This window comes from Carnimonas bestiolae (assembly GCF_051251145.1).
GTDB lineage: Bacteria > Pseudomonadota > Gammaproteobacteria > Pseudomonadales > Halomonadaceae > Carnimonas > Carnimonas bestiolae.
Genome location: NZ_JBPCZK010000002.1, coordinates 37,895 through 55,041 on the forward strand (window position 1 = coordinate 37,895; position 17,147 = coordinate 55,041).

The 17,147-nt window shown below is 56.9% G+C and carries 13 protein-coding genes; 5 read left to right on the forward strand and 8 right to left on the reverse strand.

Features of this window, described 5'->3' with window-relative positions; all coding sequences use genetic code 11:
* Window positions 1-127: 127 nt before the first annotated feature.
* From R84865_RS03565 to glnA, 6 genes are all read right to left on the reverse strand, one after another.
* The gene (locus tag R84865_RS03565) at window positions 128-1,486 is read right to left on the reverse strand and encodes a deoxyguanosinetriphosphate triphosphohydrolase (RefSeq protein ID WP_435638851.1); all 1,359 of its coding nucleotides are present in this window, start codon (window positions 1,484-1,486) and stop codon (window positions 128-130) included.
* A gap of 124 nt (window positions 1,487-1,610) precedes the next feature.
* Window positions 1,611-2,834: a hypothetical protein gene (locus R84865_RS03570; RefSeq protein ID WP_435638852.1), complete on the reverse strand. Its 1,224-nt coding sequence runs from the start codon at window positions 2,832-2,834 to the stop codon at window positions 1,611-1,613.
* Window positions 2,835-2,927: 93 nt separating this feature from the next.
* Window positions 2,928-4,160 (reverse strand): MFS transporter, encoded by a 1,233-nt coding sequence (locus R84865_RS03575; RefSeq protein ID WP_435632797.1) that lies wholly within the window; start codon window positions 4,158-4,160, stop codon window positions 2,928-2,930.
* 340 nt (window positions 4,161-4,500) lie between these two features.
* Entirely contained in the window at window positions 4,501-5,922 is a 1,422-nt protein-coding gene (gene ntrC, locus R84865_RS03580) for a nitrogen regulation protein NR(I) (RefSeq protein ID WP_435632798.1), read from the reverse strand.
* A gap of 71 nt (window positions 5,923-5,993) precedes the next feature.
* Complete coding sequence (gene glnL / locus R84865_RS03585) at window positions 5,994-7,082, reverse strand: nitrogen regulation protein NR(II) (protein WP_435632799.1); 1,089 nt, start codon at window positions 7,080-7,082, stop codon at window positions 5,994-5,996.
* A gap of 260 nt (window positions 7,083-7,342) precedes the next feature.
* The gene (gene glnA / locus R84865_RS03590) at window positions 7,343-8,749 is read right to left on the reverse strand and encodes a glutamate--ammonia ligase (RefSeq protein WP_435632800.1); all 1,407 of its coding nucleotides are present in this window, start codon (window positions 8,747-8,749) and stop codon (window positions 7,343-7,345) included.
* 592 nt (window positions 8,750-9,341) lie between these two features.
* On the opposite strand from glnA, the gene typA reads away from it, so the two are divergent.
* A complete protein-coding gene (gene typA, locus R84865_RS03595) occupies window positions 9,342-11,183 on the forward strand; it encodes a translational GTPase TypA (RefSeq protein WP_435638853.1) in 1,842 nt (613 codons plus the stop codon).
* A gap of 415 nt (window positions 11,184-11,598) precedes the next feature.
* Here the strand turns inward: typA and R84865_RS03600 are convergent, their stop codons facing one another.
* Together R84865_RS03600 and R84865_RS03605 are read right to left on the reverse strand one after the other, a co-directional pair.
* Entirely contained in the window at window positions 11,599-11,748 is a 150-nt protein-coding gene (locus tag R84865_RS03600) for a hypothetical protein (RefSeq protein ID WP_435637823.1), read from the reverse strand.
* 120 nt (window positions 11,749-11,868) lie between these two features.
* Window positions 11,869-13,050 carry a cystathionine gamma-synthase family protein gene (locus tag R84865_RS03605; RefSeq protein WP_435638854.1) on the reverse strand — a complete coding sequence of 394 codons (1,182 nt, stop codon included), beginning with the start codon at window positions 13,048-13,050 and terminating at the stop codon, window positions 11,869-11,871.
* 308 nt (window positions 13,051-13,358) lie between these two features.
* Between R84865_RS03605 and R84865_RS03610 the strand changes: the two genes are divergently transcribed.
* From R84865_RS03610 to eutB, 4 genes are all read left to right on the forward strand, one after another.
* On the forward strand, window positions 13,359-14,561 hold the full coding sequence (locus tag R84865_RS03610) for a M24 family metallopeptidase (protein ID WP_435638855.1): 1,203 nt from the start codon (window positions 13,359-13,361) through the stop codon (window positions 14,559-14,561).
* 20 nt (window positions 14,562-14,581) lie between these two features.
* Complete coding sequence (gene doeB, locus R84865_RS03615; RefSeq protein ID WP_435637820.1) at window positions 14,582-15,613, forward strand: N(2)-acetyl-L-2,4-diaminobutanoate deacetylase DoeB; 1,032 nt, start codon at window positions 14,582-14,584, stop codon at window positions 15,611-15,613.
* The gene (locus R84865_RS03620) at window positions 15,610-16,068 is read left to right on the forward strand and encodes an Lrp/AsnC family transcriptional regulator (protein WP_435637819.1); all 459 of its coding nucleotides are present in this window, start codon (window positions 15,610-15,612) and stop codon (window positions 16,066-16,068) included. Before doeB ends, R84865_RS03620 begins: the two co-directional genes overlap by 4 nt.
* Before the next feature lie 66 nt (window positions 16,069-16,134).
* Window positions 16,135-17,112: a hydroxyectoine utilization dehydratase EutB gene (gene eutB, locus R84865_RS03625; RefSeq protein WP_435637818.1), complete on the forward strand. Its 978-nt coding sequence runs from the start codon at window positions 16,135-16,137 to the stop codon at window positions 17,110-17,112.
* Window positions 17,113-17,147 lie beyond the last annotated feature (35 nt).

The window sequence follows — 17,147 nt, forward strand, 5'->3', positions numbered from 1 at the left end:
GCCGGAAAGCGCTTTTTGCTGCACGACCGTACCAACGAGCGACGCCTGACAGCACGACATGCCCTTGCGAGCCCCTTCCGCCTTGAGAGAGGCCGCAACGATACGACGGCCAAACACACGAGTCGCGTTAATCGCCGCGTAGACGCCCGCCCATTTCCTGCGCTAAATCGACCGCATAGTGATCGGTCATACCGCCAATGAAATCGAGCATGCGACGATAGCTGGCGTAGAGATCCCACGACGGCTCAGGCGTGTTCTCACCGATCAACATCAGCACGCGCTGGTGCTTGTAGTTGGTGGTGCCTGTGGAATGAAGTTCGTATGCCGCACCAATAAAGGCTTCGAGCAACGTACCCAGAGTGGTGTAGGCACCGATTTCCAGCTTTGCCTTGCGCGCATTCTTGAAGATGCGCTCACGCGCCATCTGTTTGGCACGCGCGACCCCCGCGCGCAGATGCTCCTGACAATAGCGCAGTAAATCACCGCTCAAGGTGCCCTCAAGCAGCTGCTGCTCATTGCTGACAAAGGCGTCGACGACCTCGATAACGGCTCGATCCATCGCCACCCCACGCATCATCGCCATGCGCCGGCGCCGCGATACGCCTTCGGCCTTCATGCGTGCCAGATCGGTGAAGAACTCATCCTGCGCCGACAGTCCAGCAATCTGGCCCAAGACCTCGGCCACCTCGTCAAAGCTCAGGATATCCATCTCGACGCCATCCTCGAGATCGAGCAGCGCATAGCAGATGTCATCGGCGGCCTCGACGAGATAGGCCAGAGGATGTCGGCTCCAGGCCGATACTTCGGACGACTGACGTGTGAGTCCTACCTTTTCAGCCACCTGGGCCAACAGCTCGCGCTCCGACTGATACGCGCCGAACTTACCGCCTTCCAGCGCGTGCTCTACTGTCCATGGATACTTGAGCAGCGCCCCAAGCGTTGCGGCAGTCAACCGCATGCCACCGCTAAACTGGTTGTATTCGATTTGGGTAACGACACGAAAGCCCTGAGCGTTACCTTCATAGGTGAGCAAATCTTCCATTTGCGCGTCGCTGAGCCCGTTAAAGAGCTCAGGTGTTCGCTCGCGTGCTGCGCGGAACCAATCGCGGATGGCGTATTCGCCGGCATGCCCAAACGGTGGATTACCGATGTCGTGGGCCAGACACGCGGCCTGAACGATCACCCCCAAATCGGCCGGCGTTATGTGCTCAGGCATGTTGGCGCTCAAGCGCTCAGCGACCATCATCCCCAGCGACCGTCCTACGCAGCCCACTTCGAGAGAATGACTCAAACGGGTGTGGATATGATCGTTTTCGGCAAGCGGGTGCACCTGGGTTTTTCTGCCCAGACGCCGGAACGAGCCAGCAAAGATGATGCGATCATGGTCTTTATGGAAAGGGCTGCGGCCCACTTCATCGACCGCTCCCTTACGGCGATCTGATAAGCGAGTGGGTGCTAGCAGGCGGGACCATTGCATCTGACTCATGGGTGGCTCCACAGCGGCAGCAACGGCTGCCAGATTTGGGTAATCGAAACGCGCCTAGTGTAGCGGCCTAGAGGCGCAACGTCCTAAGCTGAAGCTGGCCGAGGCGCATCACGACAGCAGAACGTTATTCTTGCTCTTGCTGCTCTTGCTGTTCCTGCAGTTTTTCAACGCGACTATGACGCTGGCGCTGACGGTAGCCGTAGGTTGCGTTACGCACGGCTTCTTCACTTTCTAGCCCAGCACCCAACGCACCTGCAAAGGTAGCCACCGAGGTGGCTAGCCACGCCAGTAGCATGAAGTTGGACCACCCCACTGGCTCGCTGAGGGTTTCGGCCATGAAACCGGCCGGCACAAACACCACCACCGCCGCCAAAAACAGGCAGTAGAGAATAACGAAGTAGATGCACACGCCAACGCTTAGCGATAGCACCGTGGTCGCGTTATACAGCCGCGTGGTCACCTTGCCATGGGTGTATTGCTGAGGCTCCCACAGGCCGTGATCGATAATTAGCCAGCCCACCATGGAGCCAATTGCTGCCAGCATCAGCACGATAAAGCGGGCCAGCGAATACTCGTTGCTGAGAATCCACAGCGTGGTAAAAATCAGCCCGTAGGCACCGGTACCGAACGCTACCGCAAAAATATGGCGAAACGCGGGCATCATCGACCAAGGCCGGTTAGCACGCACCATTCCACCCAACAAACGCGCGTAGCCGCGCCACGCCGACGTGAATAGAAAACGTACGTCAACGCCCTCGCTACCATGGGTACAGGTAACACGCTTGAGCGGCACCAGCGTCTCGGCCAGGCGCGAGCCCAGCAGCGAGCGCGAATCATTGTTGCGCAACCCATGCTCGCGGCGCACGGACTCACGCTCCTTCATACGCTGCTGCTGCTGATCGCGATCTTCGCTACCCGCTCCCCAGTGCATTTCGCTCACCAAATGCAAAATGGCCTCGCGCATGCGACTACGCAGCGGCGAGATGCCTAGCGTTGGCTGTGAGATAACCGCAACACCGCGCTGATCACTGGCTTCCGCAACCGCAATACAACCGTCGCGAAACAGCGGTAGATCGGTAATGCAGACCACATAGTCCCAATGCTCGCGCTGGCGAATACTGGCTGCCTTATCAATCACTTCAGAGGTGGCTCCGCCTGCGCCCACCAGCGGATCGGTGACCAGATCGACCTGCCACTCGGCGCTGCTATCGACGTGCCAATGCAGTAGGTTGCGCAACTCGTCGATACACTCTCGAGCCACCTTTTCGGGCAGCTCAGGTGCTGGAATCAGCCCGACATGCAAGCACTTCGAGGAATCAGCGCTCGGCTGATTGGATGAATCTGACATGGCTAGTGCTCGCTCCCGAATGACTGACCAGATTTCTACAGAGCGCCGCACACTGCAACACTGCACACCGATGAGCGTTGACGACCATCACTTTCAGGCAGGACGATGGCGGCGCATGGCCACCATGTTGAAGAGCACGCCGAGTGACATCAATACGCACGAAAGAATGAACACCGCCTGCATGCTTAAATGTCCGCCTATGTAGCCACCGGCCAATGGGCCCAGCACCTGACCGATATACAGCACCGATACCGAGGCCCCGAGCACGCTGCCCGCCATGGAGGCCGGCACATGGCGGCGAATCATCGATGACAGGCACGGCAGCAGCCCGCCCAATGCGAGCCCCATCAAGAAGCGTAGCACTATCAGTTGCCAGGCAGCGGTCACAAAGGCTTGCGGAAGCATCAGGAAGGCACCGGCGGCAAGGCAGAACACGATCGTCCACCACGGACCAACGCTTGATCTGTCAGCAAAGCGCCCCAGCCAAATAGCCGAGAACACACCGCCACACGCAGTGGCCGCCATCACAATACCGGACGTGGGAAGAACCGCTTCAGGCTCGACAAAGTGGCCTACGTAAAGTGCCACGATAGGCTCAATCGACATGTTGGCGACCATCATCAAAAAGCCGCTCACCAACATGGCCGCCAACAACCAGCGATGCTCGATTCGCCGCCACCCGCCCTTATTGGCCGCCTGATCGCGGCGTCGCTCGTTAATACCATCGCGATCTTCCTGCATGCCAAACAGCGTGGTCAGGAAGGTGATGAAGATAAGCCCCGCGGCAACCATAAAGGTACCGCGAATCCCGATGACTGACGGCAAGAACCCGCCCACCAAGGGGCCAACCAGGTTACCGGTCAAAATGCCCGCGCTTAGCAGCCCCAGCGCCCAGCCAGTGCGGTTTTCAGGCGTTTGTGTGGCTACCAGCGTGTTGGCGCCAGAGGAGTAGCCGCCCGCCAGACCGACCAGCAATCGTAGCGCGACCAGCTCCCACACATTGTGCGCAAAACCCATCATTGCCATGACGATGGTCATGCCGAGGCTGGCACGCACCAGCATCAGTTTGCGCCCAAAACGATCCGACAGCCGCCCCCATAGCGGCGCTACCAGTGCAGCGGAGAGGAAGGTGGCGCCGTAAGCGATACCCGACCACTGACTGATCAGTGCTCTATCGCTGATCCCCAGCTCCTTGATATATGCGGGCAACAGCGGGATCAACAGCGTCATCGCGATGATGGAAGTGAAAGCACCGAACACGCTAATCGTGAGATTGCGCTTCCAGTAAATGAAAGAAGAAGGTGCGGCAACTGCAGCAGAAGACATTCGTCAAATTTCGTAGTTACGGTTAAATAATTACTCGAACCTTAAAGCACTGAACCAGCCGCGTACAGCATCAATATCATTAGCAGGTTCACGGGGCAGTAAGTCGCGCACATAGCGCTACCCTGGCTGTCAATCAAACAGCACTGGAAGCGCGATCCAATATAGCCGAAGTAAGCGCGTTACGAGGATTCGTACCGCATTTCTATGACGCCATTAAGACATACAAAAAAGCCCACCAATAAGGTGGGCGAATCAGGGATCATGCAAGGGAACAGGGAAGATTGCCTTCCCACTTAGTGAGACGCTTGCGCTTGGCTTGAGTTCCCGAAGAAGCCAAAATTTATTCAACGTCGGCAAATTCAGGCAGCAATACCTTCAGCTTGCGCGTTAGCGTGTTCCTTCCCCACCCCAACAGCTCCGCGGCATCGCCCTTGCGACCGCCGGTATGCTTCAGTGCCGTTTCGATCAAAATGCGCTCGAAATCCGGCGTTGCTTCGCCGAGCAACTGCGTGTGGCCCGCACTTAGCGCGCGATCGGCCCAGGCACGGAAGGCACCACGCCAATCGTCAGCCGGCACCTCTGCTCGCTCGCTCGGGGTGGTTTGGCGCAGCTCTGGCGGTAAATCAGCAATCAGCACCTCACGTCCGGAAGCCATTACCGTTAACCATCGACAGGTGTTTTCCAACTGCCTTACGTTGCCCGGCCACGGCAGCGACGACAAATGCTGCTCTGCTTCCGGCGTCAGCACTTTGGGCTCGGCAGCAAGCTCGTCTGCTGCTGCCGCCAGAAAGTGCCGAGTTAGCCGCGGAATATCCTCGCGCCGCTCGGCCAAGCGCGGCAAGCGCACGCGAATCACGTTGAGGCGATGAAACAGATCCTCGCGGAAACGGCCGTCCTCGACCAGCTTCTCCAGATCCTGATGGGTGGCGGCAATAATGCGCACGTCGGTTTTGACCGGCGTATGACCACCAACACGATAAAATTCACCGTCCGACAGCACCCTCAACAGCCGCGTTTGGGTATCAGCCGGCATATCGCCTATTTCATCAAGAAACAGCGTGCCACCATCCGCCTGCTCGAAGCGTCCGCGCCGCTGCGCGCTGGCACCGGTAAACGCGCCCTTTTCATGACCAAACAGCTCGGATTCCATCAGCTCTTTCGGAATAGCCGCCATGTTCAGCGCGATAAAAGGGCCTCGCTCACGCGGGCTGTGCTGATGCAGTGCGCGCGCCACGCGCTCCTTGCCGGTGCCCGATTCACCGTTGATCATCACCGTAATGTTGGAGTGCGAGAGTCGGCCAATCGCGCGAAAGACCTCCTGCATCGCAGGCGCTTCGCCAATAATCTCGGTAGAGATGCCTTCCGGCTGCTGTGCAGGCACGTTGCTCTCGCGCACATGCGCTACGGCACGCTGAACCAGCGATAGCGCTTCATCGACGTCGAAGGGCTTGGGCAAATACTCAAAGGCACCGCCCTGATAGGAAGCGACAGCACTGTCCAAATCGGAATGAGCCGTCATTACGATAACTGCCACGCTGCTGACCTGCTGGCGCACGCGTTCCATCAGCGTCAGACCGTCCATGCCCGGCATGCGAATATCAGTCACCAACACATCAGGCGGCTGTCGATCGATGGCCTCTAACGCATCATCAGCGCGTTCGAAGCTGTGCACGACAAAATCAGGCTGCGCCAGAGTGCGTTCTAGTACCCAGCGAATCGCTCGGTCGTCGTCGACGATATATATGTGTGCTACATCGCTCATGATGCCTCCTGACCTCACTTCTTAAATGCCATTCGCCCGCTCCAGTGAGGCTGCTGGCAGCCAATATGGCGTTACGGGTTATCGCCAGCGGTAGTGGTAATACGGCGTTGGGAAAGTGCCCAAGGCACCACCAACCTGAACTCGGTGCGTCCGGGACGGCTGTCGCATTCGATCAAGCCCTGGTGCTGATGCAAAATCGACTGGGCAATTGAAAGCCCTAGCCCTGAACCAGAGGCGCGCCCCGAAATCATTGGATAAAACAGTGACTCGCGCAGTTGCACGGGAATGCCTGGGCCGTTATCAATAATGCTGATCTCGCACATCTGCCGATGACGTTCAGCGCCAGGGTTGAAGCGACGCCCTGCCCGCGTTTTGAAGGTCAGGCAAGGCGATTCGGTGTTGCTTTCGGTCATCGCCTGCACCGCATTGCGTGCGACGTTCAGCACGGCCTGAATCAGCTGAGCGCTGTCACCGGCCACATCTGGCAGGCTGGGATCGTAATCATGCACCACGCGCACGCTGTCGGTTTCAGCGCGCAGCAGCCGCTCAACGCGCCCCAACACTTCATGAATATTGACCGCCTCGTGGCGCGGCAAGGTATTTGGCCCTAGCATCCGGTCGACCAGATCACGCAAGCGGTCGGCTTCTTCAACAATAATGTGCGTGAACTCGGTCAATTCAGGATCAGGCAAATCGCGCTCCAATAGCTGCGCTGCTCCGCGAATGCCCCCCAGCGGATTCTTGATTTCGTGCGCGAGCCCCCGCGTTAGCACTTTGATCATTTCCTGACGCGCCAACAGCGCTTCTTCGCGCGCGATACGCAGCAGCAGGTCAATCGGATCGAGCTCGATCAACAGCTCATGGCTCGACAGTGGCGTGGCGGTGTAATCGACGGTAATCTCATCACCCGACGCCAACGTTAGCGCTGCCTCACGCTGCGTGAAGGGGTGCTGATCATCAATCGCCTTGCGCAACACTTTGCCTACCTGCCCGTCGTGGCCTGTCAGGCACTCAAGTCGAGTGTTTACCACGCGAGCAAAGCTCAGCCCGGTTAGCGCTTCAGCCGCCGGATTCATCCAACGCACACGCAGCTCTTCGTCCAGCAGCACCACCGCCGTGGTGAGATGCTCGAGCAAGCGGGGGAAGAAACCTTCTACCATGCGGATATCCAAAACGCTGAAGTCATATCTATCCTCTGCAAAAAGCGCGCCAATCTGCGCCGCTAGCGATCATGGCCCCGTGGGTGTGCACGACACGCACTGGCCGAGCCCGCCAATGCACCAAAAGAGTGCATCCCAACTATAGTCTTCTCATATAAAAGAACAAACCCCGCCAGCCAAACGAGGGCGACGGGGTTTATTTGACAACGTTTAACGGCCACGACCGACGGAAAAACTGCCCTCCGCCGGCGCTTGCCACGTTAAATGCTGTAGTAAAGCTCGTACTCGACCGGGCTCGGCACCATGCGCACCGCTGCCACTTCTTCCTCTTTCAAGGCGATGTAGGCATCGATCATGGAATCGGTGAATACTTCACCAGCGGTCAGGAACGCACGGTCAGCATTGAGCGCTTCGAGTGCTTCCTCGAGACTTGCTGCAACGGTCGGGACCTGGCTCGCTTCTTCGGGCGGCAGATCGTAGAGGTTTTTGTCCAGCGCATCGCCGGGATGGATCTTGTTCTTGATACCGTCGATGCCCGCCATCAGCAGTGCCGAGAAGGCCAGATAAGGGTTAGCGGTCGGATCAGGGAAGCGTGTTTCGACACGTTTTGCTTTCGGGCTGGACGTGTACGGAATACGCAGTGAAGCCGAACGGTTGCGGGCGCTGTACGCCAGCATGACCGGCGCTTCGAAACCAGGCACCAGACGCTTGTAGGAGTTGGTCGAGGCGTTGGTGAAAGCATTCAGCGCGCGCGCATGCTTGATAACGCCGCCGATGTAGTAAAGCGCCGTTTCAGACAGGCCAGCGTACTCGTCACCGGCAAACATGTTGTTGCCGTCTTTCCAGAACGACTGGTGCACGTGCATGCCCGAACCGTTATCGCCCGCCATTGGCTTAGGCATAAAGGTGGCGGTTTTGCCGAAGGCATGCGCTACGTTGTGAATAACGTATTTCATCGACTGCACTTCGTCGGCTTTTTTCACCAGCGTATTGAACGCTACGCCGATTTCGCACTGACCAGCGTTGGCTACTTCGTGGTGATGTACTTCGACGCGCTGACCGATTGCTTCGAGTGTGTTGGCCATGGTGGCGCGCAGGTCGTGAAGCGAATCAACCGGCGGCACGGGGAAATAACCGCCTTTGACACGCGGACGGTGCCCCATGTTGCCGCCTTCGAAGTTGCCGTCGGTTTCCCAGGCGCCTTCTTCAGAAGAGACCTTGAACGACACTTCGTTCATCGAGTTTTTGAAATGTACCTGGTCGAATACGAAGAACTCGGGCTCGGGACCAAAGAAGGCGGTGTCGCCCAGCCCGGTCTGCTGCAAATAGGCTTCGGCGCGTTTAGCGATGGAGCGCGGGTCGCGCTCGTAGCCCTGCATGGTAGCCGGCTCGATGATATCGCAGCGCAGTACCAGCGTGGCGTCTTCAGTGAAGGGATCGAGGTAGGCGGTGCCATCTTCAGGCAGCAGAATCATGTCGGATTCATTAATGCCCTTCCAGCCAGCGATGGAAGAACCATCGAACATCTGGCCATTTTCAAAGAACTCTTCGTCTACGTCGCGAGCAGGAATGGATACATGCTGCTCCTTGCCCTTGGTATCGGTGAAGCGCAGGTCAACCCACTTGACGTCATGTTCTTCAATCAGGGCAAGCGTCTTATCTGACATTTTTCTCTCCAAAAGCACAGCCACAGGAATTAAGCGGACTGCCACAGCATGGCACAGTGTCCTCAACTACCCAATATGATGCATGGAGCGTGCCAAAATGATGCGAAGCCGCCGCACAGAAATATAACCTTCTGATTCTCGTCCATTATCAATGGTCGAACGGCAGATGCCATACAGTGAAAGCTTTCCATTTGATCAATTCATGCTCAATTAAGATGCCTGAGGCTACTCTTTTCTGCACCAACATGAATCATTGCACCCAAATGGCGCGCATCGTGGTTCGGCGAAACGTCTTTCATCATCGCGCAATATTAGCCGCCGACAATCGCCTTTATGCCGAGCACTTTTGCTCAGAGTCTAGGCGCTGGCGCTGCTTGCGGGTACAATGCCCGGCCTGATACCCATCGCGCATTTTTCGCGTGCCGTTTTTTGAAAGCGGTGCCGTTAACAAGGCCAGTGGAATGCGCGGTCACCTGCCTCAAGTCCCGGCGCTACCTTAAGCACGCACCCTGTCGCGCCGCTACCGCCTTGCTGCCAGGAAAACACTCAGCTTGTGCAGGCAGGCGACAAGCAGACTACGGACCTTTATTTAATGACAGAGCAAACGCTTGATCCGCGGATCGCACATATCCGCAACATCGCTATTATCGCGCACGTTGACCACGGCAAAACGACCCTGGTCGATAAACTCCTGCAGCAGTCCGGCACCCTTGACCGTCGTAACGAAGGTCAGGAGCGCATCATGGACTCCAACGATCAGGAACGTGAGCGCGGTATTACCATTCTTGCGAAAAACACGGCGATTCGCTGGAACGAATACCACATCAACATCATCGACACTCCTGGGCACGCCGACTTCGGTGGCGAGGTAGAGCGCGTGATGTCGATGGTCGATTCGGTGCTGCTGCTGGTCGACGCGGTTGACGGCCCGATGCCGCAAACCCGCTTCGTTACCCAGAAAGCCTTCGATCTGGGCCTCAAGCCGATTGTGGTAGTCAACAAGGTTGACCGTCCCGGCGCTCGTCCCGACTGGGTTATCGATCAGATTTTCGATCTGTTCGACAACCTGGGCGCCAGCGATGAACAGCTCGACTTCCCGATCATCTATGCGTCTGCCCTGAACGGCATCGCCGGCCCCGAGCCCGACAATCTCGGCGACGACATGAGCTACATGTTCCAGTCGATCGTCGACATTGTTGAGCCGCCCAAGGTGCAGATCGACGAGCCCTTCCAGATGCAAATCTCGGCGCTCGACTACAACAGCTATGTTGGCGTTATCGGCGTGGGCCGTATCAAGCGCGGCGCAGTGCGCACCGGCCAGCAGGTTACCGTGGTTGACCGTGACGGCAACGAACGTCGCGGCAAGATCGGTCAGGTAATGACCTATCTCGGTCTTGAACGCGTGCAGGCTGAAGAGGCTACCGCTGGCGACATCATCTCGATTACCGGTATCGACAATCTGGCGATTTCCGACACCCTGTGTGATCCCTCCGCGGTCGAGAAGCTGCCAACGCTGACGATTGACCAGCCAACCATCTCAATGACCTTCCAGGTCAACGACTCGCCCTTCTCTGGTCGTGAAGGCAAGTACGTTACCAGCCGCAACATCAAGGATCGTCTCGACGAAGAGCTGATCCACAACGTGGCGCTGCGTGTTGAGCAAGGCGACACTGCCGAGAAATTCCGCGTCTCAGGCCGTGGTGAGCTGCACCTATCGGTACTGATCGAGTCGATGCGTCGCGAGGGCTACGAGTTGGCGGTGGGTCGCCCCGAAGTGATCATCCGCGAGATCGACGGCGAACAGCAGGAGCCCTACGAAGAAGTCATCATCGACTGCGAAGAAGAGCACCAGGGCGCCATCATGGAAGAGCTGGGCTATCGCAAGGGCGAAATGACCAACATGCTTCCCGACGGCAAAGGCCGTATCCGTCTGGACTTCCTGATTCCTGCGCGCGGTTTGATCGGCTTCCGCGGTCAGTTCCTGACCATGACATCGGGTACCGGTATTCTGACCAGCCGTTTCGACCACTATGGTCCGCTGCGTCCTGAAGCCACCATCAAGCGTCGTAACGGCGTATTGGTGTCGATGGCGACTGGTAAAGCGCTGGCCTACGCACTTTACACGCTGCAGGACCGCGGCAAACTGCTGGTCGATCACGGCACCGAAGTGTATGAAGGTATGCTGATCGGTATTAACAACCGTGCAGAAGACATGGTGGTTAACCCCACCAAGGCGAAAAAGCTCGATAACATGCGTTCCGCTGGTGCTGACGAAGCGCTGGTACTGACACCGCCGGTACGCTTTACCCTCGAACAGGCCATCGAATTCCTCGATGACGACGAGCTGGTAGAAGTAACGCCCGAGCACATTCGTTTGCGCAAGAAGTACCTGACCGAAAACGAGCGTAAGCGCGCCCGCTCCGGTCGCAACTAAGCGCAATAGCTGGCCTGGTGAACACCACTGTTCGCCATCGACGCCCCGCAGGATGGATAGCCTCCGCCTGCGGGGCGTTTTCGTGGATGGCCGTCCGCGCATGAATAGCGGTATCCCCCTTACGGATGCTTGGATTCACGGCAAGCCACGATGCCCTCAGCATGGCAGTGGCATTGCCGAGTTTGCTTACTCAGTGCGCACACCGGGCCATCGCGTCAGCCCACGATGATTGGCTGGGGTGGCAACGCTGAGAAGCACTGCCGCTTCGGCCCGCAGGCGTGCACGCCAATTCACCGCAGTGCGGTGCACCGCTACCAATGCCCTGTGGGACAAACGGAAGAGGGTCAGGGGAAGGACGTTACCGGAGATCAGAGCCTTCCCTCAGGAAGGCCGGTGTGTTGGAGAGACTAACGTACTACTGAAAATTACCCTCTTTTACATCCTGAGAGCGCTGCTGGGTTGGCTGTTCGTTCACGGGCGTACTGCTGGAGTGAAAGATAAAGAAGCCAATCACCCCGACAATGACAATGGCTGCAACCAGATAAATAATCTTGTGTGGCCCCATGATCATTCCTTTTCAGACGGCTGTAAGAAGTACATATCCAGTGTAGCGCGTAATTCGCGTTCCCCCAGCATGGGCCCGTGCACTACGCCTCGCTACTCGCCATTGGTCGGAGTGCTGCCGCTATAGCGCCACGTTCGCCAGCGCCTGCTCAAGATCCTGAAGCAAATCGTCGGTGTCTTCGATACCGCACGAATAGCGAATGAGCCCTTCAGCTATACCTGCCGCAGCACGCTCCTCGACGCTCAGTTCGACGTGGCTGGTGGTTTTGGGCGGCCCCGCCAAAGTACCGACAGATCCCAGGCTGGCTGCCTTGTGAGCAAGCTTGAGCGACTCAAGTACAGTCACGGCTGCATCGAAGCCACCTTTCACTGCGAAACTGAGCATGCCGCCGTAGCCATCCATTTGCTGCCTGGCAATAGCGTGATTCGGATGGTCCGCCAAACCAGGATAAAATACCGCTTCTATCTTGGAGTGGCTTGCCAGATATGCGGCCACCGCTTGACCATTTTCATTATGGCGAGCGATGCGCAGTGCCAACGTTTTCATGCCCCGCATAATCATATAGGCAGACTGCGGATGCAGTGCAGCCCCGGTAATTTCCCGATAGTGGTAAATACGATCGATCAAATCAGCGTTACCTACAGCGAGCCCCCCCATCACATCCGAGTGGCCATTAAGATATTTGGTAGCGCTATAGACGACCAGATCGGCCCCTAGCGATAGTGGACGCTGGTTGATCGGAGTCGCGAAAGTATTATCAACAATGACCGTGGCCTGATGGGCATGTGCTGTGTTGGCGAGACGCTCGATATCGACAACTTTCAGCGTTGGGTTGGTCGGTGATTCGAGATAAAGAAGGTCACATCCCTTCACCACCTCTGCCTCTATTGCATCGAAATCGGTGGTGTCACACAGTGCTACTTCTACACCAATACGTGGTAGAAACTCGATAAACATACGATTCGAGCCACCGTAAGTATCCTTGATCGCTACCACGCGTTGTCCGGGTGTCAGCAATGCGAACAGGCTGTTACTGATCGCCGCCATTCCGGTCGAGAAACTGGTTGCCTTTTCACCGCCATCGAGCTGCCGAATCTTCTCTTCCAGCACCGCCACCGTGGGATTGGTATTTCGCGAATAGATGTGGCCCTGGCGCTTCCCCAGCGCGGTTTCGAACCATTGGTGCATATCCTCGTAGCCAAACGCCACTGAATTGTAGATGGGGGCCGTAATGGCGCCTTCGGAGAAAAACCCGTCTTCGCCCGCCCAAATCATGCTGGTGGATTTTCCGCTCTGTGCCATGTGCCCACTCCCTTCATTGATATTGTGATCTCCATCTTAGGGGGGCAGAAGCTTACAAGTGTTTTCGCTGTTGCCGTGACGAGCACTGTTTTTTTCTGAAAAAGCGTCAAATATCGACATTTTTTCTGTGGTGCGCCAAAGGCACTGGTCAGCGTGAATTTTATAAACTTATTATCAATTGCGTAGCCGCCGATTAGCGAATCACCGGTGGCTCTGATGGAACAACAAGATCGCGTCGCCTCGAGCCAGCTGTGGAAGAGCTCCAGGAAGCGCAACAATCAATGCCGTCAGCAATAAGCAGGTCAACTATGAGCAAGCGAGTGCTTCCGTTTTCGCATGCGGAATATCAGCAGCGTCTCGCCAAAGTGCGTGAATCAATGACCACGCTTGGCCTCGATCACCTACTGGTGACAGATCCGTCCAATATGGCGTGGCTCACCGGATACGATGGCTGGTCCTTTTACGTGCACCAAGGCGTTATTCTTTCCTTACACAACGATCCGATATGGTTTGGGCGCCACCAGGATGCCCAAGGGGCTCTGCGCACTTGCTGGATGTCGGCTAAGCGCATCAAAAGCTACCCGGAAACCTTGGTGCAAAACCCGCTCCATCACCCAATGGAGCATGTGGCAACGCGTATTTTCCCAAAGTACGGAATAACGCAGGGGCGGCTGGGCGTCGAGATGGATAACTACTATTTCTCGGCCAAGGCGTACACAGAAATCGCACGTCACGCCAAGGGAATCCAGCTGATCGACGCGACCGGTCTGGTCAACTGGTGCCGGGCCATAAAGTCACCGCAGGAAATCGCCTATATGCGGGTCGCTGCGGGCATTGTAGAACGTGCCCATCACCGGATCTTCGAGCTGATAGAGCCCGGAATGCCCAAAAGCCACCTGGTCGCTGATATCTATCGTACGATCATCGAAGGCTGGACCGATGATGACGGTCGCCAGTATGGCGGCGATTACCCCGCTATCGTACCGCTACTGCCCACCGGTACTGATGCGGCCGCCCCTCACCTTACCTGGGATGACAGCCCATTGGAGGCCAATCAGGGCACGTTCTTTGAAATTGCCGGCTGCTACCGCCGCTACCATGCACCGCTTTCTCGCACCATCTTCCTTGGCCGCCCTCCTGAACATTTCCAACGCGGAGAGGCGGCGCTGATCGAAGGACTTGAAAAAGGTCTCGAACAAGCCAAACCCGGCAACCGCTGCGGTGATATCGCTGCCGCGCTGGACAGCGTGATGTTGCAACATGGCATCGATCGCGGCGGAGCACGCTGCGGTTACCCCATCGGGATCAGCTACCCCCCTGACTGGGGCGAGCGCACCATGAGCTTGAGAGCATCGGACGACACGCTACTCGAGCCAGGCATGACCTTCCATTTTATGCCCGGCCTATGGCTAGACAATTGGGGGCTCGAGATGACTGAAACCATCCTTATTACCGAGTCTGGCGTAGAGACGCTTTGCCAGCTCCCCCGCAAGCTTTTTACCAAATGCTGATGCGGAACAGGAGCATGACCATGACAAGCACTTCCTGGCCGCGTCCCAGCTCGATTACTGCCACCGTTGATTTCAGTGCCGAAGGTATTCAGCACGGCTTTCTGAAGTTACCGGTATCGGTGGATGAATCAGCGTGGGGCGCGCTGATGATTCCAATCACTGTGGTCGCCCGTGGAGAAGGGCCTACTGCACTGCTGACCGCAGGCATTCACGGTGATGAATACGAAGGAATTACCGCGCTGCATAAACTGGCCAACGCTCTCCAACCTGAACAAGTAGAGGGACGCGTCATCATTGTTCCGATGGCCAATCTCCCTGCTGCCATGGCAGGACAGCGCACGTCACCTATCGACAAGGGCAATCTCAACCGCTCATTTCCGGGCAACCCCGATGGCAGCGTCACCGAACAGATTGCCGATTACATCAATCGTGTGCTGATTCCCAAATGTGACTATGCCCTCGACTGCCACTCAGGTGGGAAAACGCTCGATATTCTCCCTTTTGCGGCGTTTCACGGGCTTGATAACGAGCTTCAGGAGCGCGCTTGTTTGGCTGCCGCGCTGAATTTTTCGGCACCCTACGTACTGAAGATGGTGGAGTTGGATGCCACTCGACTTTACGACAGCGCGGTCGAGCGTCAGGGCAAGATCTTCGTTACCACCGAACTAGGCGGCGGCGGAACATCAACACCCCTAAGTGTCGGAATTACTGAGCGCGGGATAACCAACTTCCTGATTCATTGCGGCATCCTGGAGGGCGAGCCATTGGCCTCTGCGCAGCCCCCCATCTGTCTCGAAATGCCTTCCTCCGATTGCTACGTGCAAAGCGAGCACAGCGGCTTGCTTGAATTGACCGTGGCATTGGGAGACCACGTTAACGCAGGGCAAGTCACCGCACGTATCTACGATATGACCCGCACCGGTGCCGAACCGGTTGAGTACCGAGCCCGCAGTGCGGGCATTGTTATGGCACGCCGGTTTCCGGCTCAGGTTGGCATGGGTGATACCATAGTAGTTATCGCCAATGAGGTAGCCAGCCTGGAAAGAGCATGAAACTGGATAACTACGACCTGAAAATTTTACAGATTCTGAGCCGCAATGGCCGCATTACAAAGTCAAAACTGGCCGAGCAAATCAATCTTTCCGTTAGCCCGTGCTGGGAGCGCGTCAAGCGGCTCGAACAAGCCGGCATCATCGAAGGCTACGGGGCGCGCATCAACCGCGCCGCTCAGGAAAAACGACTATCGGTATGGGTACAGATAGAACTCTCGCAACACAAGACAGAAAGCTTTTCGCGCTTCGAGCAGGCCATGGCGGATTGCGCAGAGGTGAGCGAATGCCACGCCGTAGGCGGTGGCCTCGATTACCTGGTCAGGGTCGATACTCTTAGTATCGAGCGCTATCAACAACTTATCGACACGTGGCTGGATGCCAATCTGGCCATTGCTCGCTACTACACCTATGTGGTCACAAAATCGATCAAACAGGCCACTCCACCGCTTCCCTGATATTTTGGCATGGACTGCCTGCCGGGGAAGCTAACCATAATGCCAGCCCGGCAAGGTGATTCACCCATGTCCAGCACCTCCTCTCTTCACGATATATTTCTAGCCGCTCGCCATATCAAGGATCTGGCGTTGCGCACACCATTGGTGCCCTCTATATCGCTTTCGCGCCGCTTCGACGCCGAGGTGCTGCTAAAGCTTGAGAACCTTCAGCCCACCGGAGCCTTCAAACTCCGCGGGGTGCTTAACTGGATGACGGCTCACGCGCAAACAACGCTGGAAAAAGGCGTGACCACCGCATCCACCGGCAATCATGGTCGAGCAGTGGCATGGGCTGCGCAGAGGATGGGCACCCACGCGACCATTTGCCTCTCTTCTCTGGTGCCACCTAACAAGGTCGCAGCCATTGAGAACATGGGCGCCAAGGTAAAAATATGTGGCCATTCTCAAGACGATGCCTTCATTGAAGCCCAGCGGCTTGCCCATGATGACGGCATGCAGCTTATTCCACCGTTTGATGACCCCTACGTGATTGCAGGTCAAGGCACCATTGGCCTAGAGCTAATGGAAGATGCCCCTGACCTCGATCACGTGTTCATCGGTTTATCCGGCGGTGGCCTGCTGGGCGGCATTGGATCTGCAATCAAGGCGATCAATCCACATTGTCGGATTACCGGCGTTTCGCCACTGGAAGGTGCCGCCATGATTGCAAGCCTGGAGGCAGGGCGACCGGTTGAAGTGACCGAAGGTGCAACGCTGGCAGACTCCTTGGGAGGCGGCATTGGGATGGATAACCGCCATACCCTACGGCTGGTTCACAGCGTCATGGATGATTACTGTCAAGTATCGGAGAACGCCATCGGCAGTGCCATGTTGGCGCTTTTCAAGGATGACAAAATGCTTGTGGAAGGTGCCGCCGCCGTAGGTGCTGCGGCGTTGGAGGAACATGCCTTCGATATCCAGGGCAAGCGGGTGGCCTTGGTCATTTCAGGCAACAATGTCGATCCCGCCGTTATCACAAGGCTTTATGCAGCCACCAATCACTGACGTGCCACCCGCCACATAGCGCGCGGGAGAAGCGT

Excerpts from the sequence above, each read along its gene's own strand:
- R84865_RS03565 (WP_435638851.1), bottom strand. The coding sequence starts at position 1,486 with ATGAGTCAGATGCAATGGTCCCGCCTGCTAGCACCCACTCGCTTATCA.
- R84865_RS03570 (WP_435638852.1), bottom strand. The coding sequence starts at position 2,834 with ATGTCAGATTCATCCAATCAGCCGAGCGCTGATTCCTCGAAGTGCTTG.
- R84865_RS03575 (WP_435632797.1), bottom strand. The coding sequence starts at position 4,160 with ATGTCTTCTGCTGCAGTTGCCGCACCTTCTTCTTTCATTTACTGGAAG.
- ntrC (WP_435632798.1), bottom strand. The coding sequence starts at position 5,922 with ATGAGCGATGTAGCACACATATATATCGTCGACGACGACCGAGCGATT.
- glnL (WP_435632799.1), bottom strand. The coding sequence starts at position 7,082 with ATGGTAGAAGGTTTCTTCCCCCGCTTGCTCGAGCATCTCACCACGGCG.
- glnA (WP_435632800.1), bottom strand. The coding sequence starts at position 8,749 with ATGTCAGATAAGACGCTTGCCCTGATTGAAGAACATGACGTCAAGTGG.
- typA (WP_435638853.1), top strand. The coding sequence starts at position 9,342 with ATGACAGAGCAAACGCTTGATCCGCGGATCGCACATATCCGCAACATC.
- R84865_RS03600 (WP_435637823.1), bottom strand. The coding sequence starts at position 11,748 with ATGGGGCCACACAAGATTATTTATCTGGTTGCAGCCATTGTCATTGTC.
- R84865_RS03605 (WP_435638854.1), bottom strand. The coding sequence starts at position 13,050 with ATGGCACAGAGCGGAAAATCCACCAGCATGATTTGGGCGGGCGAAGAC.
- R84865_RS03610 (WP_435638855.1), top strand. The coding sequence starts at position 13,359 with ATGAGCAAGCGAGTGCTTCCGTTTTCGCATGCGGAATATCAGCAGCGT.
- doeB (WP_435637820.1), top strand. The coding sequence starts at position 14,582 with ATGACAAGCACTTCCTGGCCGCGTCCCAGCTCGATTACTGCCACCGTT.
- R84865_RS03620 (WP_435637819.1), top strand. The coding sequence starts at position 15,610 with ATGAAACTGGATAACTACGACCTGAAAATTTTACAGATTCTGAGCCGC.
- eutB (WP_435637818.1), top strand. The coding sequence starts at position 16,135 with ATGTCCAGCACCTCCTCTCTTCACGATATATTTCTAGCCGCTCGCCAT.